Source organism: Anaerohalosphaera lusitana, from assembly GCF_002007645.1.
In the GTDB taxonomy this organism is placed as follows: Bacteria; Planctomycetota; Phycisphaerae; order Sedimentisphaerales; family Anaerohalosphaeraceae; genus Anaerohalosphaera; species Anaerohalosphaera lusitana.
Genome location: NZ_CP019791.1, coordinates 557,982 through 579,700, shown reverse-complemented (window position 1 = coordinate 579,700; position 21,719 = coordinate 557,982). Strand labels below are relative to the sequence as shown.

The following is a 21,719-nucleotide window of genomic DNA, read 5'->3' as shown; positions in this document are numbered from 1 at the left end:
AAAACTCATCACGCCTTCACAGCCGTCTCGGCAATCAATGCCCTACAACCCCATCTCCTCATCCGTCACATTGAACGCATCCTTATACCGATCCGGAACCTTCCGCAGCAGATTCCGTGCCTCGTCCGCATACTTCGTTCTCGGATACTTCTGCAATATCTCCCGGCAGTACTTGATCCCCCGCTCCGACCGCTTTCGCGACATCCGCAGAATGCTCCCGGGACTCGTCCCGCCAAGCTGCACCTGCGCCTGCCTCAGCAGCTTCCCGGCATCATACTCCTGCGCCACCGAAAGCTCGCCGGCCTGCCCAGCCTGTTGTTGCGCTTGTTGCTGCTGCCCACCCCGCTGCTCATTCTGCATCTGACTTCCCCGCTGTTGCTCGCGAGACTGCTCACGACCGGCCGCCTGGCCCTGCTGACCTTCACCGCCCATCGCGCCCATCATCCTGCCCAGCAGACCCTGCTGCTCTTCCTCACTCATCTGCGATACCGCCTGCATCTGCTGCGCGACAGCCGCATCGATCTGCCCGGCTCCGCCCGTGCCCGACCCGAACGCCACCGGCTGAACCTCCATCGACGTCATCATCGACTTCGGCAAAAATCCGCTCGCCGGCCCCGCATACGTCACAACGCCCCGCTTGTCCGTCAGCACCATCATCGGCTTATCCGGGTCCACGCTCATCTGTGCATACTCACCAAGCCCGCCCCGCTCAGCCATCACCTGCGCCCACGGCCACGCCTTGCTCACCAGCTCCGCGGCAACCTTCCCGCTGTTCACCGCACTGTCCGTATTCACTCCCACAAACGCGACATCACCATTGCCCGCATACCGCACGAACAGGTTGCGAAACTCCATCATCTGCTCATCGAAATTCGTCATCTGACCGCGACCGCCATATCCGCCGCCGTATCCGTGACCGTTGCTACCCATACCAGGCGGCATCATACCGGGCGTACCATGACCCCCGCCGTAACCGCGCCGACCGTTCTGATTCCGCCGCGACCCACCGCGATCGTCATCATCCGAGCCGCCCATACTGTTAGGCTCACCGCCGGCAACTTGACCCATTCCGCCCGGCTGAACCTGTACCTTCTCCTCGAGCTGCCACACCATCATGCAAAGATTGCCCTTGCCGGGATACATAAACTGCGTAGAGTTCATGCACACCGCCTGGATCGGCCCGACCTTCTGACCGATCATCGCCGCGTTCAAGCCCGCAAGATCCAGGTCCAGCATCCCGCCGTCACCGATCTCGCCGCCGACCTGCTTCATCGCGTTCTGCATATACTGTTTGCTGCCCGACATAACCGCAGTCGCAACCAGCGTCCGCTGCGCATCCGCACTCTCCGGATCAGCCTTGTTCGCCATCAGCGCACCGCGATACGCGCCCTTCATATCCCCCGCAAAATAATTCGACCACGCTTCCAAAAGCTGATACTCCACGCTCCGCCGCTGCTCTCTTTCCTGCTGCAGCGTCTGCCGGACCTCGAGCTGCTTTTCCTTGCTCAGCTCACCGCCCGCATTGACCGTCTGGAGTACCTCTTTCAGCACCTGCCCAAGCGCACCGCTGTAACCACCCTGTCCGTGCCCACGCATTCCGTGACCACCAGGCCCCATTTCACCGGGACCACCCATACCAGGCGGCAGCATTCCAGGCATCTGACCAGGCCCTCGCCTCTGCCCCCTGTCATTCGGCGCAGCAAACAAACCGCCCGCAAAGATCGCCAGCATAACTATCACGAAAACGCTCCGATATCCTCGAAATGCCCCAAACATCGCAAATCTCCTGTAATGAGAAAGAAAAAAGTCCAAATTCCGGCACCCGAAAACCCGAAACAAAAACCCAAAAATGCCCCCGGGCACACCAAACGCACCTGCCTATTTTACCAACAACGCCCCCAACATGAAAGAATTTATTCACCCCGCCTAACAACAGAGCGATCCACACCTTCGACTCGCCCCCAAACGTAAACAGCATTAAAAAGCGTGCTTCTTACTCATTATTGACCCATCTGATTCTCTGCACCGACATATTTAACACCCTGTGTGATTATATATAATACGTAAACTAAAACACCCTAAACTTCTTGACACTCTCACTCCACCTTACTATCATCAGGCATAATTACTGTCTTTGAGAAAGGCAAACCATGAAATTCAAAACCCTGACCCTCATCACTTTCGCATTATTTGCGACCACAACCGCATCCGCAAACCTCATCACCGGCGACGGCATACCCCTGATACAGTATGATTCTTTTTCAGGCTTGGTACTGGTCGACGATGATGGTGCTAATGTCACAAGAATCGCTTTAGATTTCCATGAAACAACCAATGAAGATACTGGTCTAAAAAGCTCTAAGCCCCAAGTCGACTCAGTTAACTCCTATTCGGTCAGAAGGGTCATATTAGACTGGCCGAGCTTAGACTTCTTGTCAGTACTTGCTGAAATGCTTGGATTTAACGAACCACTCGAAGCATGGGCGCATATTTCCCCGGACCTCGTGCCCGAAGACTTCGCAGGAGCGCGATACTGGGTCGAAGGCTCAACCGAGGAATATCAAACCGACATACACGTAGTCCCCGAACCCGCAACCCTCGCACTCCTCACAATCGGTACATTAACCCTGCGTCGAAGACACTGAAAAACTCATCCGCTGCTCCTCACTGCTTTCGTTATCTAACGAAAAAGTGATGCGACTCAAAATTTAACCTGCCAGCGTCTTCTAAAACCAAATGCAGTCAAACCTCACTCCACCGCCTCCATCACCACCTCCCCGTCTCCCATCGTCTGCACCTTCTCACCGCCATGATCCGTATCACAGAATATCAGCACCTCATCCGACTCGCCAAAGCTGTCCCGCTCATACTCGTACCCCTGACCGCTTGTCGGACACACCAGCACATCCTCACCAAAATACCCCTCCTCAACAAGCACCTCAGCCGACCCCGGCAGCTCCCCATGCTCATCCCGGTACTCCACCACCGCCGCATGTATCCCCTTCTGGTTGGACCCGCAAACAATCCGCTCCGCAAAATCCCTAGGCGTCGGACTGAACACATAACACCAACAACTGCTCCCAGCGATAAAATACAACACGACAATCCCCGCAACCGACCAAACCGCAACCCGAACCCTATCAACCGCCATGACCTGCTCCTTACGAACCTTAATCCATCTCCATATCCACCTCACCATCCGCCTTCAGCACAATCTCTATTCTGTCAATTTCACCAGGCACCAAGCCCTCGCCCACCTCACGTTCAAACTCCTCGCCGTCCGTTGCTTGCCAGCGCACCGCCAACGAAAATTTCTCCCGCGGCACTATCACCACGTCCGCCTGTTCACCCGCCGCCAGTTCACCAACGTGCTTAGAATCCATTACAAGCCTTCCTTCAGCCTTCTCCCCACAAACCAGCTCCACACCCCGCACCTCACCCCCCGCCTCATTCACTACCGTCACCACCGGCACCGCAACAGGATCCACCCCCAAGTTCAGCAGCATAGCTACGATCAACACCGCAACAGTCAGCAGAACCATATACCAAAAATATCCCCACAAACTATTGGGTATCCTAACCATCTTCCTGCCTCCCGCAAAACGATCTCAAAACCACTCACTGTCAGTCACGTCGCGCAGCCGATAAAAATCCCCCGCCTCCATCCGCTCTTCGTCAACCTCATACTCCCCATCCTCAAGCCGCAGATAATCCATCACAGCCTCCACCTTCTCCCGCGGCAGATAAACCCACCTCACCTCGTTGCCCTTCTCCTCGCTTCGCATCACACTCACACCGAACACGCGCCCAGCATCATCATACCAGAACTGGTTCCACGCCTCCGCCTCACCGGGCCCACCGATCCAAGCCGCATCCGCACTCCCCTCCATCTCCGGCACACACAAATCGAACTCAAGCGCCTCATACCCAGCCTCCTCACAAAACTCCCGCACATCCCGCACGAACTGCCCCACCTTTCCCTTCTCCACACAGTAATGCATATTCGCTCCCCCGCCTGCCCAGCCGTAAACACTCGGCCGGATCGGACGCTTGCCTCCGAACATCCCGCCAGGCATCAGGCCAATCATACCCGGCCCCCCCTTCGGCATCCGCCGCCTGCTCTCATACAGCTCCGGCATAGCCTCCCCGAAATCGACTTCCCGCCAATGCGTCATATACGAAGGCAAAAATGCACTCTCACGCAAAACATCCCCCGATTCCCGGTCAGCCTTCAGTATATCCGTCACATTCATCCCGAGCCGCTCGATATAAACAAACCGCAGACCGACCAGCCGATCCTCGACCCACTCCGTCACCGCGTCACCGCACTCATCCTCACACACCTGCCTGACCCCGAGCATAAACTCGATACGATCCGCAAGCACCTCAAGACCCAGCGCATAAATCTGCCTCGCCAGCTCTCTCTTGCTCTTCGACTCCTTGCCCCGCCTGTCCGCAGTCTCTTTCAACTCAGCCCGCTTCTTATCCACCAGCCGCAACGCCTTCTCGCACTCATCCTCCTCCGCCCGCAGTATCTTCTCAAGCTCCGCCAGCTCACCGCGATAAGTATCGATCAGCCGCTCACGCCTCCGAGCCAGCTTCTCAGCACCATCCTCGATCCTGTCCGCCGACTCACGCATAGCCTCCAGCATCACTCCAAACATCTCCTCGTCACTCTCAACCCCCATCGCCTCCTTCATCTGCTCGACCATCTCATCATCACCAGCATCAGGGTCTACCTCCCCAAGCGCCTCCTCAAACCGCTCCGCCGCACTGCCCGCCTCAACATCCTCCCCGCCAAAACAAATCCCGCCAACCAGACAGCACAAAATAAAAACACCGCAAACAAAAATCCGCTCCAACCGCATAACAAAACCTCCGTCTATTGAATGTTGTTAGAAATCCTGTTTTCTTCATCCCGACCTTCTATTCATCCTCACCCCACCACCGCCTGCGAATATAAAACTGCACTACCCCCATCAAAGCCAGCACCGCCAGCATACCGACCCCAAAACGCTGACTCACAAGCGATCGCCTTTCCTCATCCCATCCCAAATAATGCAGTACGATCGTCATCACGATCGCCCCCACATACGACAGCAAAACCCACGCCCACAACAGAAAATACGTCTGTCCCGCCATCCGCCAGTTACGCCTGAGCACATGGATCACCCACCAGACCAGCCCCGCAGGCCACGCAAAAAACAAAACCTCATTCACCCCGTACCAGCCCAGCCAGGCAAACGCCATAACCGACACCAGCCCCGCCACCGCAGCTCCCGGCGGAAAAAAGTAATACACCAACTCATCACGACCATCAAGCTCAGGCCCAGCCATAAATCCTCACCTTCAAACCAAACACCATTCACTTCCCCATCCCTAGCACATACACAAGCATAACAAAACCCACTGCCGACAACATAATGATCATCAAAGCGATCAGTACGGTATTAACAACCGTTATCCAGTATCCCACCCGCTCCCGAATGTTCTTACTTCCCGCCAGATGCCTGTCCCGCTTTAATTCTCTGATGAACCTGAAGTCTGATAAAACGAAAAAACTAATAAAACCCAATACGGTCATCATTTCGGTCTTGTAAAATATGCCAACTCCAAACAATCCACAGACCAGCATCATTCCCGCAACGTCAAACCGCCAGAATCTGTCACGCTGCCAAGTTTTATAAACCCAAACCAGATACGCCAGCATACCCGCTAGCACAACCCCGGTGAAGCGCCTCATCGCAATTGCTGTGTCGCCACGATCCAAGGGCCTGCCAACCACCGCATCCATAAAAAAGGCGTATACAAACCACACCCCAACAAACCCGGCCCAGAACAACACTTGCTTGGCAAGCTTATTATTGACAAGATTTTTATACATCACATGCTTTTCCAACCATATCAACCCACTCCCCGCATGATCCATAAGAAACCCCACGTCCCTGCATATGCTGTCAGCACGCCCATCACAGCAAAGATAACCGCCTGCTTAATCCCGGTGATCCTGCCCAGCACCACCCGCAAAACACCCACATACATAAAATAGACCGCCACCGAAACCGTCGCATAAAACCACTGCGAAATAAGATCCGGCGGCCCGATCGTTACCAACCCCAAAGCACAGCTAACCCCCGCCCCGCTCAGCATAACCTTCTTCTCTCTGCTCACTTCAGTTCCCTTTCATAGTTACAAGCCTGCTAAATAAAACTAACTTTGCAGAGCAACCCCTGCCTCCAAACACTTAACGATCAACCGGGCATTAAAAAGATGATGCTCAATAACACATAAACTCAAAAAACGCGAGCGGCGCTTAATATACGAATGACAAAGGCACACCAACATCATCTCACAACAAAGAAAAAGGGCCGCGCGATCATTCGCAGCAGCCCTCTAGAATTCACATCGACCATCATCAATTCCTCTATTGCTTGATCCACGGCTTCGGCTTTTTCTTCTTCACCTTACCGCCTGTCTTGCTCGTCACAGGAACCTTGCCCTGCGCCTCCAGCTCTTCCTTTTCCTTGATGTGCTTGCGGATGACCTTCTGCTCCCAAACACCCGCAAACACACTTGTCATGATATACAGGTTCAGCCCGCTCGGCGCCTTGTAAAGGAATATCAGCATCATCGCAGGCATCATCCACATCATCATCTTCTGCTGTTGAGCCACCTGCGGATTCACTCCCTCACGCGACTGGTGCGGCATCATCTTCTGCTGCAGGAACATCGCAACGCCGAGCAGCACCGGCAGCAGATTGAACGAACTCAACTCCGCACCAATCAGCGGAATAGTGATCGCCGGAAAACTAAATAGCGCATCCGGCGCCGAAAGGTCCGTGATCCACACCGGCAGAAATGCCGCACCACGCAATTCGACGTTCGCATAAATAGCACTGTACAGCGCAATCCAGATCGGCATCTGTAAAAAGATCGGCAGCATACCGCTCACCGGCGACACGCCCATCTCGCGATAAAGCTCCATCGTCCGCTTTTGCAGCTCCTGCTTGTTGTCGCCGTACTTCTTTTTCAGCTCTTCCATCTTTGGACCAAGCTTCTGCATCTTCATCATCGAAACCTGGCTCTTCTTCGTGATCGGATGCAGCGCCAGCCGCACCAGCCCCACAAAGATAATGATCACAATACCGTAGTTGCCCAACGGCCCCATTAGCGAATACATCGTCTTCATCAGCCACATGACACCGAACGACAGCGGACTGATTATCGCCTGCGGACAGCAGCACGTCCGAAAGCTGATCGTCTGAAAATACGCCAGCTCGCGATACAGCGCATTGTCCGTAAAAACATCTTTATCCTTCGGCCCGATATAAAGCTGATAACTCAGCACATCGCTCGCGCCTTCACTTCCTGCCGCCGCAAGCTCACCAGAAACCGAATTCATATCAAAGCTCAGATACTCGCCGCCCGCTTCCGCCGCGTCACCCTTCTCAAGGTAGAACTGTGCTCGACCTGCCTCAGCACCCGGCACATAATTCTGTCCCTCAACAGGCACGGGCCGCAGGATAGCTGCAAAATACTTGTTCGTAGTCGCCCCCCACAAGAAGTTCGTCTCTTCCGGTGCCGTCAGCGAAAGCTTGTCCTTCTCACCCTTTTCGATCGCCTTCTCGATATCCTTCTTTTCCTTGTATATCGACTCGACCTTGCCCGTCGGCGAAACATACGCTCCGAACACCTTCCGCATCTCCATCCGAACCGCTTCGCGGGGCATTCCCGTCGGCCCCTGCACCCGCAGCATCGCACGGTAAGGCGTCCCGCTCAGATTCTCCAGCGCAACATCACATTCCATATGATACAGCCCCGGCATCACGGTATATGTCTTAACCACCTTCAACAAAGGCGTCTCGACAGTCTTCCCCCCGCCCTGTGCATCCACAACACCGGTACCTACAATCGCCTCGAAACTCACCGACTGCGACCCGTCTTCCGCCGTCACAACTTCCCCCGCCTGCCAATTCAGCCTGTCCAGCGGAAACGAACGGTCACCCCAGTCGATCACCAGACCATTGGAAAACGTGCGCTTCGTACCGCGTCCTGTCTCAACCGGCTCAAGCAAACGCAGCGGCTGCGGATCGTCCGCATTCCGATCGTCGAACCCGCTCATCGTCGCACTCGCGATCGCCGCCCCCTTACTCGTCAGCTCGAGCTTATACTCATACCCGCTCTGCGGATCCAGCGACCCAAGCTCGCGTGTAACCGTCCCCCGGTTGATCGCCACCAGCTCCGGCAGCCTTTCTTCCGCCTGCAGCACGGTCTGCTCTTCAGCAGAATCTATTTCACCTGCAACATCCGTCCCATCGCTCGCATCCGTATCGCCGGCCGCTTCCTCAGCCGCAAGCCGTATAACACCGCCCGCCTGCTCACCCTCCACGAACAATCCAGACTGATAAACCTCGAACCCGCAATAACCCGCAAATGCCAGAATAAACGCCGCTGCAAATATCTTCAATTTCATCTCTTTATCCCTTATAAAACCGCCCGACTCACGCCGGCACGTCTAAAACCAAACCGCTCAATTTCCAAAGCCGACGACTCAGCAGCCCCGCTCCCCCTAAGCCGCCAAATCGCGAGAAGTCGTTCAAAAAACTGCTTTTTACTTCCCCTCGTACAGCCTCTCACCCTCAAAATCGTCAAGCTGATCTATCTCATAGATCTTCTTCGCTGTCTTCTCATAATCATATTCCACCCGCACGAAATACACCTCGTTCTCCTTCACATAGGCATAGCTCGCACGATTGTCCCTGTCTCTGGGTTGCCCAACCGAGCCGACATTGATGATCGCCTTCTCATCCGGGATCACCGGGTAATACTCCCCAAGTTCGTCAGGCGTATAAAAGTCCGGGTCCTCCAGGAACACCCCCGGCAGATGCGTATGCCCGATAAAGCAGATATGCTCCACCATATCGAACAGCCCGTTTATCTTCCCCGGCAGCGTAAACACATCATCCGGAAACACATACTCGTTGATCGGCCGCCTCGGTGACGCATGCACAAAGTCGATATGAGCGTCCACATCGCCCAGCTTCATCCGCTTGCTGCGGCGCATTATCTGCTCACCGAGAAAGTTCCACCACTTCTCACGATTCGCCGCATCCTTTTCCTCTTCAAGAAAATTCCGCGTCCAGTGAGCAGCCATCTCAGCACCGGTATTGAAGTTCGTCGGCTCATACAAAACCGCGTAATCATGGTTTCCCTGGACCGCGAATTCCGTCTTCTCGATGATCAGATCCAGACATTCCTTCGGATTCGGCCCATAGCCGACAATATCCCCAAGGCAATAAATCTTTTCGATCCCCTTGGACTTGATATCATCCAGCACCGCCGTCAATGCTTCAATATTCGAATGTATATCGCTTATTACTGCAAACATCGCTATCTTCAAATTAAACCAAAATAACCAGCCAGCTTACGCACACCGCAAAACCAGCACCCATTTGATGCAAGTCCATTACCAAAAGGCAAATATGAACGCATACACAAGGCCTCCTTATAGCAGAAAAACCCTAAAAACGCCAGCATCAGAATAAACTTTTTATCCCGCCTCGCCGCAACACCTCCACATGTCATGACGGACCCGCCACAAAAATCTTGTGTTGAACAAAAGCATTCAGTTTTTTGATATTCGTTAAAGATGGGCGCAGCAATCGTAGAATTGGAGCAGTTGCTGCAAACAGGAACAAAGATAGTAAAAAATAAACCTACACCCCCCGCCAGGTCATCTTCGCAAGCCTACCCCCAATCGACTTGCCTGAGTTTCTAAGCGAGTGAGACACTGAAGGGCTTTTCCACCGCGACAGCTTGGCAAAACGGTAGGACCGATTATGCTTCGGTTTTGGGTTTGGGTTTTTGGGCCTTTTCGCCTGCGGCTCTTGGGGCCGGTGCGGTTTTGCCGCGGTAGACTATGACGTTGGTTGGGCACTTTTTCTCGGCAGTGTCGGTCTTTTCGGATGGTTCGTAATCTTCGTATTTCATGCGTGCAAGATTGCCCGTCATTTCAAACAGATCGGACTGCTTGGTGCACATGCGGCAGGCGATGCAGCCGACTTTGCACATACCGCGAGTATCCTTGCCGGACTCCTGTGAGGAGCAGGCGACGGTGAGCATATTTTCCTGTGAGAAGGGAACCATCTCGATGAGGTCGCGGGGGCAGGCTTTTACGCAGGCTGCGCAGCCGGTGCATTTTTCGTAGTCGACAGTTGCCAGGCCGTCGATGATGTGCAGCGCATCGAACTTGCATGCGCGTGTGCAGTCGCCGAACGAGAGGCAGCCGAAGCGGCAGGCCTGGACGTTGGGGACGGCGTTGGCCGAGGTGCAGGAGTCTACGCCCTGGTATTTTGCGTAATAAGTTTTGTCACCGTAATGTGCACGGCAGTGAACGATTGGCCGCTGGGGTGCGCCGCCGCCTGAGACCTGCAGGTTGAGAATAGCGGCGATCTTGGACTTGCAGTCCGGGCCGCCCGGCGAGCACTTGCCGAGTTCGTCCGGGTCGTTTACTACCGCTTCTGCGTATGAGGCACAGCCGGCGTAGCCGCAGGCACCGCAGTCAATGCCGGGCAGAGCGGCGTGCACCTGTTCGATCTTCGGATCTACTTCGACTTTGAGTTTTATGCTCGCGATTAGGAGTACGAGGGCGAAAACGCTGCCCAGGGCGAGCATTATCAATCCAGCGAAAATAACAGTTGTGATCGTCATTTTTGTTCCCGGTATATTTTCAGTTTGCTTTGCCGCCGGCTCGGGCGGTCGGTAAACAGTTGTTTGTGTTTCGGTTTATATCATGCCAGCGAAGCCCATGAATGCCAGGGTTAGTAGACCAGCGGTCACGAGTGTTATCGGTGCGCCTTTCATACATTCGGGCACGTCGGCAAGGAGCAGATTTTCACGGATACCTGCCATGATGCAGATAGCGAGTGTAAAGCCAATGCCCGCACCAAAGCTGAGTACGACTGCTTCGAGAAGGCTTTCTACCGCCCAGAGGTTGAGGAACAGGCACAGCCCGAGGATCGCACAGTTCGTGGTAATCAGCGGCAGGAATATGCCAAAGCTCTGGTACAGCGGCGGGAAGAATTTACGGACATACATTTCAACGAGCTGCACGGCGGATGCGATGACAAGGATGAACGCGACGTAGCGAAGTACGACGAGGCTTTCGTACCGCATGAGCAAGCCGTGGTCGATGATCCAGGTCAGCGTGCCGGCAAGAGTGACCACGAACGTCACTGCCAGGCCCATGCCGAAGGCCATGTCGATTCGCCCGGACACGCCCAGGAACGGGCAGATGCCGAGGAACTTCGTGAGTACCAGGTTGTTTACGATTACGACGCCGAGAAAGCCGAGTATTAAGGTTTGCAGGGTATCCATGGCTATCCTTTTATATGTACGTTTGCGATTCGCTTATTTTTTCGATTCAAGTTTTCGGTTCACGAGGTTCACGCCCGCAAGCATCAGGCCCAGCGTGACGAAGGCACCGACCGGCATGATCATGCCTGCCCATGGTGTGTACCAGCCGCCGTTGGCGGTGGTGTGAAGTATCTCGAAGCCCATGAGCTTGCCTGTGCCGAACAGTTCGCGGATCGCGCCGAGTGCGACAAGAGTTGCCGTGAAGCCCAGACCCATACCGAGTGCGTCGATGATCGAGGTGCCGATGGGCGATTTGCTTGCACAAGCCTCGGCCCGGCAGATGATCAGGCAGTTAACGATGATCAGCGGGATGTAAGGACCGAGCTTGTCGGACATGTCCGGCAAATACGCCTTGAGCACCAGGTCCGCGATCGTCACGAAGGTGGATATCGTCAGCGTAAACATCAAAATGCGGATGTGCGGCTTGAGCAGGTTTCGCATGAGAGAGACCACGATGTTCGCACAGGTGAGAACGAAGATCACGGTCAGGCCCATCGTCAGCGATGCGTTAACGCCGGTCGTTACCGCCAGTGTCGGACACATGCCGAGCAGGAGGATGAGTACGGGATTCTCGCGCCAGAACCCGGCGGAGAAGACTTTCATTTTGGTGTTCGTATCGTTTGCCATTTTCGAACCTTTAGGGTTTTATGGTTTTCTTTAGCGTCGTTTATATCTGCTGATTCTCTGCGAGCAGCTCTTTCACTTCCGGGAGGTACGTGTTGAATATGTTCACGACCGCATCGCTGGTCACGGTTGCACCAGTGATCGCGACAATAGTGTTGTCGATCTTCGACGCGTCGCCGATCTTGCTCAGTTCAAGGCTGGCCGTCGGTGCACCGTGGAACTGGTCCTGGTAGAAGTCGTTGTTGATCTGATCGCCGAAACCGGGTGTTTCGTTACTCTTTAGAACGCCGAAACCCTTGATCGATTCCAGCTTCGGACCTGTTGCGATGACCAGCTCGATCATATCTGCAAAGCCAGGGCCCTTCGCGGTGAACGCCCAGCCTACGAGATTACCCTCGGCATCGATTGCTTTTTTAATCTGTATGCTGAGTTCGTCGCCTGAGTCGGTTTTGATCTTTTCGAGGTCCTCGAAAGCTTGGGGAACTTCGAAGTTTTTCGCATCAGGCAGGAGGTTGCCGGCCGTTCGGTTGAATTTCGCAATGAGATTGGCCTGGATGCGCGGTTGCAGTGCGGCGTTTGTAAGCGCCAGGAGTCCGCCGAACGCAAAGGATGCGACGATAACAAGCCAGCTCTGTCGGAAGAAGAATTTTATGTTACGCATTTGCTTTTCCTCCTGCTGGAGTGAGTTTACAGAAACGGTCGATCAGCGGCGTAAACGCGTTCATCAGCAGAACGGCATACATCACGCCTTCGGGGTATTCGCCGACGAGTCGGATGAGCATGATGACGACGCCCACGCCTATGCCGAAGATCCACATGCCCAGCTTTGTCAGCGGCGCGGTGACAGGATCGGTGGCGATGAAGAAAGCACAGATTAGCATGCCGCCTGAAGTTATGTGGAAGACCGGGTTTGCATACTGTTCTGGAGCCGCGAACCAGCCAATGGCGGCGGCGGCGAATGCCGAAAGCAGAACGGCAGCGGGTATGTGAAAGCTGATGGTGCGTTTTATAAGCAGGTATATGCCTCCGAGAATGAGGGCAAGTGACGATGTTTCGCCCAGACAGCCGCCCGTAGTTCCGGTGAAGGTCGCTTCGATCAGTTTGTTAACAATGGATGCGTCGACTTCACCCTTTTGTGCGTTCTTTGACCAGGCCAGCGGTGTTGCCTGAGTGATGGCTTCTGTCGTGCCGTCTTCAGCGACTTCGTTTGCGGCCGAGATCTTCGCCATAGCCGCAGGTTCGTTGGTCGCCAACTGTGCATCGACAGTTGCAGGAACGGTCCATGTGGTCATCAGTCCGCCGAGCGATGCAGCCATGAACGCACGAGCAGCCATTGCGGGGTTGAAAACGTTTGCGCCGAGTCCGCCGAATACCATTTTGGCGATAAAGATACCGAACGCACTTCCAACAGCCGCGCCCCAAAGCGGGATAGTCGGCGGCAGCGAAAGTGCCAGGATCACGGCGGTTACCACTGCCGATAGGTCGCCGATGGAAGACGGACGACGGAGCATTTTGTTCGAGATCCACTCGGCAGCGATGCAGGCGATGGTGCAGGTGATAATGACCGCCGCAGCCTCGATGCGGAAGTAGATTATTGCTGCGATTACCGCAGGCGCCAGACCTATGAGGACGTCGAGCATGACCGACTGCGTCGAGTGCGCCTTGCTGATATGCGGAGCTGGTGATACTGTCAGATTTTCGTGCATTTGAACCAGTGTCCTAATTTCGGGTTACCAGTTGATTTGCCGGATTTGGCAGTTACTTAGGCATTTTTTTTTGCTGTCGGGCCTTGAGGACCTTGCCAGTTTTTATGTGACCCGTTATTTCGATGTTGGCTGGGCAGATGTAGCTGCAGCAACCGCACTCGATGCACGCGGCCATGTGATACTGCTCAGCCAGGTCGAGCATGTTGTGCTTGACTGAATGAGCGATCTTTGTCGGGTTTATGTTCGCTGGGCAGACCTCAAGGCATCGACCGCAGCGTATGCAGGGCGTTTGTTTGCGTTCGAACTTCGCTTTCGAGATTTCGTCTTTCGAGAGGACGAGTATCGAGCCGCAGGTCTTTGTGACCGGGGTCGAAAGGTCGCCGACAGCAAAGCCCATCATCGGCCCGCCCAAAATGACTTTCACAGCCGAGTCCTTCAGGCCGCCGCACAGGTCGATGATCTCCTGGATGGGTGTGCCGATGGGCACATAGAAGTTGCCAGGCGAGTTGATGCCGTGGCCCGTGACAGTCAGTGCGCGATGTGTCAACGGCTGATCGAGTACGACAGCTTCGGCGATCGCTGCACATGTCGCAACGTTCATGACCAGCAGTCCGATCTGCGGCGGGATACCGCCAAGCGGTACGTCCTGATCGAGGACCGCTTTGATCAACTGTTTTTCGCCGCCCTGCGGGTATTTTGTCTGCAAAGGGATCAGCTCGAAATCAGGCGAGGCCTTTTCGATGGCTTCTTTGAGTACCTGCAGAGCCTCGGTCTTGTTGTCTTCCACGCCGATGCAGACACGTTTGCACCCTGAGATCTTTTTGGCGAGCTTTATGCCCGCGATGAACTGGTATGTCCATTCGAGCATCACGCGGTAGTCACATGTTATATATGGTTCGCACTCACAGGCGTTTATTAGCATCGTGTGCTTTTTGGGTTCTGTGTCAGGCTCGACCTTTACGCGTGTCGGGAAACCTGCACCGCCCATGCCCACGATGCCTGCGTTTTTGATCGCGTCACCGATCTGCTGTGCGGTGAATTTGTTTTCGTCGAAGGAAGCATCGAATCTATCCGCAACAGGAGTTTTAATGCCCGGGTTTTCTTCGTCGGTGTCGATGACGATCGCCTCGGTACGTCCAAGAACCGGATGCGAGCGCAAAGCGATATCTTTTACCGTTCCGTTAACGGGCGAGTGGACGGGCGAGGAAACAAAAGCGTCGGTTGTGCCAATCACCTGGCCGATCTCGACGGTGTCACGTTTTTTGACTGTCGGATGGTTTGGTGCGCCGATGTGCTGGCTTAACAGAATTGCAACCTGTTTTGGAGGTGCGATCTGCTGGATCGCGCTATCGGCGGTCAGTTCTTTCTGGTCCGCAGGGTGTACTCCGCCCGGGAATGATTTTTTGGTCGAGCTAGAAATTTTTAATCTCCTTGCGATGAACTCCGGCCTGACCTTCTGGCCAGGATCGTATTAATCACGTAAATAACCGTTATCCATGTAAGGGTTGCTCCCAATGCGATGAGTGCGGGAACAACCGCCTCCGTTTTTTGTCCGTCAAGCTTGTCAGCCAGCAGTTCCTGCGATAACATCAATGCTGCGATAAATATTATTATGGGGAGCAGGAAGGCGACAATGACCTTGAGCACGACGGACTCTCCTTTGGTATTGCCCATTGCTTCATAGATGCTTTTGCAATCGTGTTTGTTAGGGCAATTGGAGCAAAACTTATCCTGTGTCATTTTTATATGTCCTCAGGCCTAAAGTCGAGCTTATAATTAATATGAGGTGAACTTTCAAGTTAAAATTTTCAGACAGCGCCGAGTTTTGCGGCCGGGAGGTAAGATCAGATGCGAAAGATGCTATTTTCAATGCTAATGGTTGCGTTTTCGGGCATAATCACTGGATGTTCCACCAATCCTGTTACGGGTGAGCGAGAACTCATGTTCGTGTCCTCGGAAGAGGAGAAACGTATTGGTGAGGAATATGCGCCGGAGGTGGAAAAGCAGCTTGGCGGGGCCATACAGAACACGCAATTGCAGAACTACATAGACAGCGTGGGCAGCAGTATTGTGCGGCAAACGCATCTGGCTGGCGAAGATTTCGAGTTTACTGCCGTCCGGGATAAGTCGGTGAATGCTTCGGCCCTGCCCGGCGGCCATATCTTCATTACGGAGGGTATGTTACGGAATATTGACGACGAGGCTCAGCTTGCGGGGATCCTTGCGCACGAGGTTGCACATGTGACGATAAGGCACAGCTCGCAGGCGATAAGCAGGCAGATAGGTTTCGACCTGCTGCTGCAGGGTATCGGCAGCGCAACCGATGCGCCGGCAGGAGCGCTGACCGCTGCGGATCTGGGCGGACAACTGCTGCAGTTGAGATACAGCAGAGAGGACGAGATCGAGGCAGATACGTACGGCATGGATTACATGCTGCGGGCAGGTTATGATCCGCAGGGACTGCTGGAGACGATGATTATGCTGGAACAGCTGGGCGGGGGCGGATTCGAGTTTTTGTCAACGCACCCGGCACCTGCGAATCGGCAGGCGATCCTGGAGGACAGGATCAGGGGTATGCGTTACAGCGATGTCAAGCGGGGTGAGGCGGATTATCAGCGGTATGTACTGAATAATCTTTAGGCACACCCGATTGGACATGTTACAGCTAAGCCAGGTGCCTGCTGGGGCGAATGTGCGTTTCAGCGGGCACCTTTTCTGCGCGCTTTGCGAAAAAATCTGAGCGTTCAGACAAATTATCCAGGGCAGGCAGAGCCGATAAAAACAGGGGTCTTGCTGCTGGCATACGGGATTGAGGGTAGCAGCTTATCGCAGAACCATTGCTCGTTAACATTTACTTAACAATTTCTTGATTGTCAAGCGGGCTTTCTGGTAAATTGTTAGTTGAAGGATGAGTTAAGTTAATGGGGTGTGATAATGAGATGGACATCCAGACCACCGAGAATTCTGATCGGTAAAAGAAATTCAGAATTCGAGCGAAAGGGGATATATGGATAGTCTGATCACTTTGATGTTATGCAAGCGAGTCTTTATGGCTGGCAGAGGACCGCCGGGTTCAGAATCGGAGAAAAACATTTTCAGTTGATACAGGATTCCGCGAGAGTCGTAGAGTGAGTAGCTTTTTTTGGCTTAGGAGGTCGTGATGAAGCTGGTAAAAATGGTGATGGACAAAATTGTCAACGTGATTGTTCGGGTGCTGTATCCTGATGGAATGCCGTTGTGATGAGGATCGGCACTGGGAAGTTCATTGACAGTAATGAGTTTGAGTTATCGTAGCATTTTTCGGCCGGCAGGATTTGGAGCAACAGCAATCATTTATTATGTTTTTAGTGGACGGTCATAAGTCGTCGTAAGGCGGCTTTATTAAACCTTGCGGGCGATCGGATCGGAGAGAATTCTCCGCAGCGGCCTGAAAAAAACACTAAAGACCGGCCGAGAAGCTATTTGGGGGGATAACAGCCGCGAGTCGACCTTCGGGTCGGCAGCGGCGGTTTTTATTGCAATTAAGTGACTTTCGGACTCTTTACCTGAGGAGAGTCCGTGGAAGTTCTGGGGGGAAGGCTGCGGTTCGGAAACCGGGCGAACGCTGGCTCCGATTTTGATCGGTGCCGGGCCGGGTTCCACTTTGAAACCGGGCTTTGGGCCTTCCAGTTATAAATAGAGAGGCTCTCGCATAGCGCGAGGGCCTTTTTATTGCGCCAGATCAAATTTTATCGGGCCTGTTAGTTTTTTGTTAGTTTCGCTGTTACCTGTTGCAGTGCAATGAGTTGCGGAGACTAAAAACAACAATTCACAGGTTGTCGGGCTTTTTACGCGGAAAAAGATGGGGGATTTCCCTTGACGTACAATATATGGGCTTTAACATTGAGCTCGTACCAGATATCGTGCAGAGGTACGCAATCGATTGTGAGAAAATGCGATTTTTTGGGTGGGCCAGGCCGTGCGATGCCCTTTCTGTAAGGAAAACGAGGACAAGGTCATAGATTCGCGCAGCAGCGAAGGCGGCCGTATTATACGCAGGAGAAGGGAATGTCTTGCGTGCAATCGACGGTTCACGACTTATGAGAAGATCGCCGAGGGATTTAAGCTTACGGTGGTCAAGCGAGATAGATCGCGGGTGCCGTATGATCGCGAAAAGCTCATAAGTGGTTTGCTGAAAGCATGTTACAAGCGGCCCGTCTCGGCGGATGCCATTCAGGATCTGGCGGACAAGGTCGAAGAGGAAATATTCAGGCGGTTTGACAAGGAGGTCTCTTCTATTTTTATCGGCGAAAGCGCAATGCGTCATCTGCGCCAGATCGATAAAGTGGCTTACATCCGGTTTGCAAGCGTTTATATGGACTTTAAGGACGCTGGTGAGCTGTTTGAAGAGTTTCGCCAGATGATGGAAGAAGGCGAGAAGGCTGCGACAGAAGACGAGGAAAAGTCGGATGAGCCGAATTCCAAGCAGCCGAAATTGTTTTAGCATAAAGCTTTAGGACAATTTTTAAAGATGTTCTATTGAGACGAGCGCGGGAGATAGGCCGGGAGGGCCAATTCAACCGGGGTGATATGATGGACTTTGTTTAGTAGTTCTTCTTGGTGATCACAGGAGCTTTTCAGAAAGTGTTTTGCGATTGCTCGTCAGTTTTGCTGTGGTTTCAAGGCTTTGTCTGGAACTGTTTTTGCGGAAATAAAAACAGTTATTCAGGAGCGTTGACCAATGCACGTTATGGTCGTCAAGGCGGACGGAAGTCTGGAGGATTATCTGCACACGAAGGTGCTCGGAAGTTTGAACCGGGCGATCACAGGTGCAGGCCAGGCAGATATTTTCGCCGCTGAGCAGTTGGCAGAAGCGGTGACGTTTCATGTTTACAACTGCGGGCGGAATCCGCTGACAAGCGGTCAGATCCATTCGATGGTGATTTCGGTGCTGGTGGGCACCGGCAACCGAAAGGCCGCCGAGTTGCTGGCCGAACACAGAACGGATCGGCAGCTCAGAAGGCGCAGAATAGAAGTTATCGGCGAGAACGGAAGCTGTGGGGGCGCCATACCCGGAACAGGGATAAGTTCCTGGGACAAGTCACGGATCGTTGCGGACCTCGTTGGCCAGGATGGCCTGAATGTGCGGCTTGCCCGCGCAGTTGCGGGGTCTGTAGAAGAGAAAGTCTTCGGACTCGGGCTCAGCCGCATTCGCAAGGGCTTGATAAGGCAGATCGTACTGGCGGATCTCGAAGCGATGATAGGCGCCCGGGATCGACTGGAGGCGATGGCCGGATAGATGGTGGTTTGGCCGTCGGGACATGATGGCGGAGAATGGAAAAGTTATTTAGAAGCAGGCCAGGGATGGTCGTATTCAGGCGGTTGCAGAAGGGAAGCTGCTTGTCGATTTGGCCGGTCAGCCGGGACGAATGGAAAACGGACAGGTGCCGAAATATGCCGGATCGATGTACCGTCTGGATGCTTCTTATGTAAATCGAGGGCCTTTCGCGCAAGGAAGCTTAGAAAGGCCTTTTTTACTTGAATATCTTTGAAAGATTACCAGCCAAAGGAATATGCGGAACACTTCCGTTCCGCATGATAAGAAAAAGGGCGGCATCTTTTGATGGCCGCCCTTTGGTATTCGATGGTCGCTGTGCTTTGCTACATGCTTTTTACGTCTGGGTGTTCTTCGAAGTCTTTTACGTAGGAGCCGATCTTAACTTTGAATTTCATGATGTCGCCTTCGGTGGTCATTCTGACTTTGCCCTCATCGAAGTTCATGTGGTCGAACTCCATGCCTGCAGGATCAGAGAGCCGCTGGGCGAGTGCGGGCGAGTTGTCGAGCTTGTGCAGGATCGTATTTAGCACCTGCTTTATGAGCATATAGCCCGCTTCGAGCGTTTCGCTGTCCTGACGTACTGCTGCGATATCGCTGTCGAAATTATCGTCCAGAGCTTCTATAAAGGCAATGCGTCTGGCATCTTCGGTGTTGTACGGTTCGCCCAGTACGTCTTCAGAGAGAACCATGCTCGCATCGAAGCGAATGTTCTGAGTGGGGAATAGATCGTAGATGCCCTGTGGTGTTTCGTTGGTGTTGAATGCGTACTTGCGTACAGCGGTAAGTTCGTCTTCATCAAATGCGACCATGTTGAACCAGATGCGGTCGTGGTTCTTCTTCTGGTCCCAGGCAACGATGACGGATTCGCTCTGGCTGGTGAGCTCGCGGTCCTGGGCGATCATTGGAAGGACATCAGCCGAGGTGCTGGTTTTGAGTTCGGTCATGTAGTACCGGCTGAAAATCTGATTTTCTTTTTCGATGTTCTGACAGCCTGCAAGCATTACGGTGCAGGTGACGGCGATCAGGATCAAACTTATCGACCTCATTTGGGCCCCTTCCTAAAAACAGTTTGAGCAGATTAAAAGAGGCCCGACAAGATCATGCCGGGCCTTTGTAGTACTGTACCTTATACTTCCTTAGCGTCGATCCACTTCATCATGGAGCGAAGCTTTCTGCCGACGGTCTCGAGCTTCGAAGTGTAGTCCTTTTCGTAAAGCTCGTTGAACTTCTTCATGCCGCCCTGGTACTCTGCGACCCATTCCTTTGCAAATTCGCCAGTCTGGATCTCCGAGAGGATCTTCTTCATCTCGGCCTTGGTTTCATCCGTTATGATCCGTGACCCGCGTGACAGATCGCCATACTCAGCAGTGTTCGAAATCGAGTACCGCATGTAGCTCAGACCGCCCTGATACATCAGGTCGACGATGAGCTTGACTTCATGGAGGCATTCGAAATATGCGATCTCGGGCTGATAGCCTGCATCAACGAGAGTTTCAAAACCCGCCTTGATCAGAGCGGTCAGGCCGCCGCAGAGAACAACCTGTTCGCCGAACAGATCGGTTTCGGTCTCTTCCTTGAAGGTGGTCTCGATGATGCCCGCGCGAGCACCGCCGATGCCGTTCGCCCATGCCAGAGCCACGTCTTTTGCATCGCCTGTCGCGTCCTGTTCGACAGCGATCAGACAAGGTACGCCGCCGCCTTTTTCGTACTCAGCACGAACGAGGTGGCCCGGACCCTTCGGGGCGATCATTACAACGTTGGTATTCTCAGGCGGCTGGATGTAGCCGAAGATGATGTTAAAGCCATGACAGAAACCAAGTGTCTGACCGGGCTGGAGGTTCGGAGCGATGTCCGAATTGTAAACCTTCGCCTGGACCTCATCGGGCAGCGTAATGATTATCAGCGCCGCGCCGTCGATAGCTGTCTTGATGTCGGTCGGGTTAAAGCCGTGCTCTTTGGCGAGGTTGAAATTGTCCGTGCCTTCGAGTTCGGCGACTGCTACGTCGATGCCGCTGTCACGCAGATTCTGCGAATGGCCGTGGCCCTGTGAGCCGTAGCCGATGACGGCGACCTTCTTGCCTTTAAGCGCATCGATAGGTGCTTCGTTTTCGTAGTATATGTTTGCCATTTCAGTGCTACTCCTTTTCAAAGATTGTCTGAGTTATTCCTGAGAATTCGATCGCGGCTGTCTCGGCATTGCGATGGTACCGGTACGAGCAACATTTTTGACGCCGTATGGTTTGCATGCTTCGATGAAAGCCTCGATCTTAGCTTCGGGACCAGAAACCTCTACCATAACAAATTTTGGTCCAATGTCTACAACTTTTGCGTTGAACATCTCGATGAGGGCGAAAATCTCAGGCCGTTTTTCCGCAGGCGCCGCTACCGACAGCAGCATCAGATCGCGTGCAACGGTATCCTTGCCTGCGAAGTCCTGGACCTTCACTACTGAGACGATCTTCGCAAGTTGCTTGCGGACCTGTTCTACCATGCGGTCATCGCCGACGACAACGATGGTCATTCGGCTCAGTTTCGGGTCATCCGTTCGGCCGACAGCGAGCGAGTCAATATTGAACGCCCTTGCTGCAAACATGCCGGAAACGTGTGCGAGAACGCCTGGTTCGTTTTGTACTAGTGCACTAAGTATATGTTTCATT

The 21,719-nt window shown here is 53.6% G+C and carries 23 protein-coding genes; 4 read left to right on the top strand and 19 right to left on the bottom strand.

The features are described from left to right. Positions 1 to 42: 42 nt before the first annotated feature. Positions 43 to 1,776, bottom strand: coding sequence for a DUF4175 domain-containing protein (locus tag STSP2_RS02520; RefSeq protein ID WP_146659566.1), 1,734 nt, complete (start codon positions 1,774 to 1,776; stop codon positions 43 to 45). A 374-nt stretch (positions 1,777 to 2,150) separates the two neighbouring features. Here STSP2_RS02520 and STSP2_RS02515 point away from each other — a divergent pair, with 374 nt between their 5' ends. Next, entirely contained in the window at positions 2,151 to 2,645 is a 495-nt protein-coding gene (locus STSP2_RS02515) for a PEP-CTERM sorting domain-containing protein (protein WP_146659564.1), read from the top strand. 104 nt (positions 2,646 to 2,749) lie between these two features. Here the strand turns inward: STSP2_RS02515 and STSP2_RS02510 are convergent, their stop codons facing one another. The 15 genes from STSP2_RS02510 to STSP2_RS02440 all read right to left on the bottom strand — a co-directional run bounded on the left by STSP2_RS02510 (position 2,750) and on the right by STSP2_RS02440 (position 15,485). Next, entirely contained in the window at positions 2,750 to 3,151 is a 402-nt protein-coding gene (locus tag STSP2_RS02510; protein WP_146659562.1) for a hypothetical protein, read from the bottom strand. A gap of 19 nt (positions 3,152 to 3,170) precedes the next feature. Further along, positions 3,171 to 3,584 carry a hypothetical protein gene (locus STSP2_RS02505; protein WP_146659560.1) on the bottom strand — a complete coding sequence of 138 codons (414 nt, stop codon included), beginning with the start codon at positions 3,582 to 3,584 and terminating at the stop codon, positions 3,171 to 3,173. Positions 3,585 to 3,608: 24 nt separating this feature from the next. Beyond that, positions 3,609 to 4,868 (bottom strand): hypothetical protein, encoded by a 1,260-nt coding sequence (locus STSP2_RS02500; protein WP_146659558.1) that lies wholly within the window; start codon positions 4,866 to 4,868, stop codon positions 3,609 to 3,611. 58 nt (positions 4,869 to 4,926) lie between these two features. Then, positions 4,927 to 5,337 carry a hypothetical protein gene (locus tag STSP2_RS02495; RefSeq protein ID WP_146659556.1) on the bottom strand — a complete coding sequence of 137 codons (411 nt, stop codon included), beginning with the start codon at positions 5,335 to 5,337 and terminating at the stop codon, positions 4,927 to 4,929. A gap of 28 nt (positions 5,338 to 5,365) precedes the next feature. Beyond that, positions 5,366 to 5,929, bottom strand: coding sequence for a hypothetical protein (locus tag STSP2_RS02490; protein ID WP_146659554.1), 564 nt, complete (start codon positions 5,927 to 5,929; stop codon positions 5,366 to 5,368). Then, complete coding sequence (locus STSP2_RS02485; protein WP_146659552.1) at positions 5,905 to 6,171, bottom strand: hypothetical protein; 267 nt, start codon at positions 6,169 to 6,171, stop codon at positions 5,905 to 5,907. The genes STSP2_RS02490 and STSP2_RS02485 overlap by 25 nt, the downstream gene beginning before the upstream one ends. 253 nt (positions 6,172 to 6,424) lie before the next feature. After that, the gene (locus tag STSP2_RS02480) at positions 6,425 to 8,473 is read right to left on the bottom strand and encodes a YidC/Oxa1 family insertase periplasmic-domain containing protein (RefSeq protein WP_146659550.1); all 2,049 of its coding nucleotides are present in this window, start codon (positions 8,471 to 8,473) and stop codon (positions 6,425 to 6,427) included. A gap of 138 nt (positions 8,474 to 8,611) precedes the next feature. Beyond that, positions 8,612 to 9,388, bottom strand: coding sequence for a metallophosphoesterase family protein (locus STSP2_RS02475; RefSeq protein ID WP_146659548.1), 777 nt, complete (start codon positions 9,386 to 9,388; stop codon positions 8,612 to 8,614). Positions 9,389 to 9,837: 449 nt separating this feature from the next. Continuing rightward, positions 9,838 to 10,710 (bottom strand): RnfABCDGE type electron transport complex subunit B, encoded by an 873-nt coding sequence (locus tag STSP2_RS02470; protein ID WP_146659547.1) that lies wholly within the window; start codon positions 10,708 to 10,710, stop codon positions 9,838 to 9,840. Positions 10,711 to 10,785: 75 nt separating this feature from the next. Then, positions 10,786 to 11,376 carry an electron transport complex protein RnfA gene (locus STSP2_RS02465; protein ID WP_146659545.1) on the bottom strand — a complete coding sequence of 197 codons (591 nt, stop codon included), beginning with the start codon at positions 11,374 to 11,376 and terminating at the stop codon, positions 10,786 to 10,788. A gap of 33 nt (positions 11,377 to 11,409) precedes the next feature. Beyond that, entirely contained in the window at positions 11,410 to 12,042 is a 633-nt protein-coding gene (rsxE, locus tag STSP2_RS02460; RefSeq protein ID WP_146659543.1) for an electron transport complex subunit RsxE, read from the bottom strand. Positions 12,043 to 12,082: 40 nt separating this feature from the next. Beyond that, positions 12,083 to 12,700 (bottom strand): RnfABCDGE type electron transport complex subunit G, encoded by a 618-nt coding sequence (locus STSP2_RS02455; protein ID WP_146659541.1) that lies wholly within the window; start codon positions 12,698 to 12,700, stop codon positions 12,083 to 12,085. Continuing rightward, the gene (locus STSP2_RS02450; RefSeq protein WP_146659539.1) at positions 12,693 to 13,745 is read right to left on the bottom strand and encodes an RnfABCDGE type electron transport complex subunit D; all 1,053 of its coding nucleotides are present in this window, start codon (positions 13,743 to 13,745) and stop codon (positions 12,693 to 12,695) included. The genes STSP2_RS02455 and STSP2_RS02450 overlap by 8 nt, the downstream gene beginning before the upstream one ends. A 52-nt stretch (positions 13,746 to 13,797) precedes the next feature. Beyond that, a complete protein-coding gene (rsxC, locus tag STSP2_RS02445; RefSeq protein WP_257788006.1) occupies positions 13,798 to 15,165 on the bottom strand; it encodes an electron transport complex subunit RsxC in 1,368 nt (455 codons plus the stop codon). Between the two features lie 2 nt (positions 15,166 to 15,167). Beyond that, positions 15,168 to 15,485, bottom strand: a complete 318-nt coding sequence (locus STSP2_RS02440; protein WP_146659535.1) for a SoxR reducing system RseC family protein — start codon at positions 15,483 to 15,485, stop codon at positions 15,168 to 15,170. A 108-nt stretch (positions 15,486 to 15,593) separates the two neighbouring features. On the opposite strand from STSP2_RS02440, the gene STSP2_RS02435 reads away from it, so the two are divergent. The 3 genes from STSP2_RS02435 (at position 15,594) to STSP2_RS02425 (ending at position 19,023) form a co-directional block, all read left to right on the top strand. Continuing rightward, entirely contained in the window at positions 15,594 to 16,385 is a 792-nt protein-coding gene (locus STSP2_RS02435; RefSeq protein WP_146659533.1) for a M48 family metallopeptidase, read from the top strand. Positions 16,386 to 17,703: 1,318 nt separating this feature from the next. Beyond that, positions 17,704 to 18,228 carry a transcriptional regulator NrdR gene (gene nrdR, locus STSP2_RS02430; RefSeq protein ID WP_146659531.1) on the top strand — a complete coding sequence of 175 codons (525 nt, stop codon included), beginning with the start codon at positions 17,704 to 17,706 and terminating at the stop codon, positions 18,226 to 18,228. Positions 18,229 to 18,465: 237 nt separating this feature from the next. Beyond that, positions 18,466 to 19,023, top strand: a complete 558-nt coding sequence (locus tag STSP2_RS02425; protein WP_146659529.1) for a hypothetical protein — start codon at positions 18,466 to 18,468, stop codon at positions 19,021 to 19,023. Positions 19,024 to 19,385: 362 nt separating this feature from the next. Here the strand turns inward: STSP2_RS02425 and STSP2_RS02420 are convergent, their stop codons facing one another. The 3 genes from STSP2_RS02420 to ilvN all read right to left on the bottom strand — a co-directional run bounded on the left by STSP2_RS02420 (position 19,386) and on the right by ilvN (position 21,718). Then, positions 19,386 to 20,108 (bottom strand): hypothetical protein, encoded by a 723-nt coding sequence (locus STSP2_RS02420; protein ID WP_146659527.1) that lies wholly within the window; start codon positions 20,106 to 20,108, stop codon positions 19,386 to 19,388. Between the two features lie 80 nt (positions 20,109 to 20,188). Beyond that, positions 20,189 to 21,190: a ketol-acid reductoisomerase gene (gene ilvC / locus STSP2_RS02415; RefSeq protein ID WP_146659525.1), complete on the bottom strand. Its 1,002-nt coding sequence runs from the start codon at positions 21,188 to 21,190 to the stop codon at positions 20,189 to 20,191. 33 nt (positions 21,191 to 21,223) lie between these two features. Beyond that, positions 21,224 to 21,718, bottom strand: coding sequence for an acetolactate synthase small subunit (gene ilvN, locus STSP2_RS02410; RefSeq protein ID WP_146659523.1), 495 nt, complete (start codon positions 21,716 to 21,718; stop codon positions 21,224 to 21,226). Between the last annotated feature and the right edge of the window lies 1 nt (position 21,719).

Bases quoted from the DNA above. Each gene is read 5' to 3' on its own strand.
- STSP2_RS02520 (WP_146659566.1), bottom strand. From the start codon at position 1,776: ATGTTTGGGGCATTTCGAGGATATCGGAGCGTTTTCGTGATAGTTATG.
- STSP2_RS02515 (WP_146659564.1), top strand. From the start codon at position 2,151: ATGAAATTCAAAACCCTGACCCTCATCACTTTCGCATTATTTGCGACC.
- STSP2_RS02510 (WP_146659562.1), bottom strand. From the start codon at position 3,151: ATGGCGGTTGATAGGGTTCGGGTTGCGGTTTGGTCGGTTGCGGGGATT.
- STSP2_RS02505 (WP_146659560.1), bottom strand. From the start codon at position 3,584: ATGGTTAGGATACCCAATAGTTTGTGGGGATATTTTTGGTATATGGTT.
- STSP2_RS02500 (WP_146659558.1), bottom strand. From the start codon at position 4,868: ATGCGGTTGGAGCGGATTTTTGTTTGCGGTGTTTTTATTTTGTGCTGT.
- STSP2_RS02495 (WP_146659556.1), bottom strand. From the start codon at position 5,337: ATGGCTGGGCCTGAGCTTGATGGTCGTGATGAGTTGGTGTATTACTTT.
- STSP2_RS02490 (WP_146659554.1), bottom strand. From the start codon at position 5,929: ATGGATCATGCGGGGAGTGGGTTGATATGGTTGGAAAAGCATGTGATG.
- STSP2_RS02480 (WP_146659550.1), bottom strand. From the start codon at position 8,473: ATGAAATTGAAGATATTTGCAGCGGCGTTTATTCTGGCATTTGCGGGT.
- STSP2_RS02475 (WP_146659548.1), bottom strand. From the start codon at position 9,388: ATGTTTGCAGTAATAAGCGATATACATTCGAATATTGAAGCATTGACG.
- STSP2_RS02470 (WP_146659547.1), bottom strand. From the start codon at position 10,710: ATGACGATCACAACTGTTATTTTCGCTGGATTGATAATGCTCGCCCTG.
- STSP2_RS02465 (WP_146659545.1), bottom strand. From the start codon at position 11,376: ATGGATACCCTGCAAACCTTAATACTCGGCTTTCTCGGCGTCGTAATC.
- rsxE (WP_146659543.1), bottom strand. From the start codon at position 12,042: ATGGCAAACGATACGAACACCAAAATGAAAGTCTTCTCCGCCGGGTTC.
- STSP2_RS02455 (WP_146659541.1), bottom strand. From the start codon at position 12,700: ATGCGTAACATAAAATTCTTCTTCCGACAGAGCTGGCTTGTTATCGTC.
- STSP2_RS02450 (WP_146659539.1), bottom strand. From the start codon at position 13,745: ATGCACGAAAATCTGACAGTATCACCAGCTCCGCATATCAGCAAGGCG.
- STSP2_RS02440 (WP_146659535.1), bottom strand. From the start codon at position 15,485: ATGACACAGGATAAGTTTTGCTCCAATTGCCCTAACAAACACGATTGC.
- STSP2_RS02435 (WP_146659533.1), top strand. From the start codon at position 15,594: ATGCGAAAGATGCTATTTTCAATGCTAATGGTTGCGTTTTCGGGCATA.
- STSP2_RS02425 (WP_146659529.1), top strand. From the start codon at position 18,466: ATGCACGTTATGGTCGTCAAGGCGGACGGAAGTCTGGAGGATTATCTG.
- STSP2_RS02420 (WP_146659527.1), bottom strand. From the start codon at position 20,108: ATGAGGTCGATAAGTTTGATCCTGATCGCCGTCACCTGCACCGTAATG.
- ilvC (WP_146659525.1), bottom strand. From the start codon at position 21,190: ATGGCAAACATATACTACGAAAACGAAGCACCTATCGATGCGCTTAAA.
- ilvN (WP_146659523.1), bottom strand. From the start codon at position 21,718: ATGAAACATATACTTAGTGCACTAGTACAAAACGAACCAGGCGTTCTC.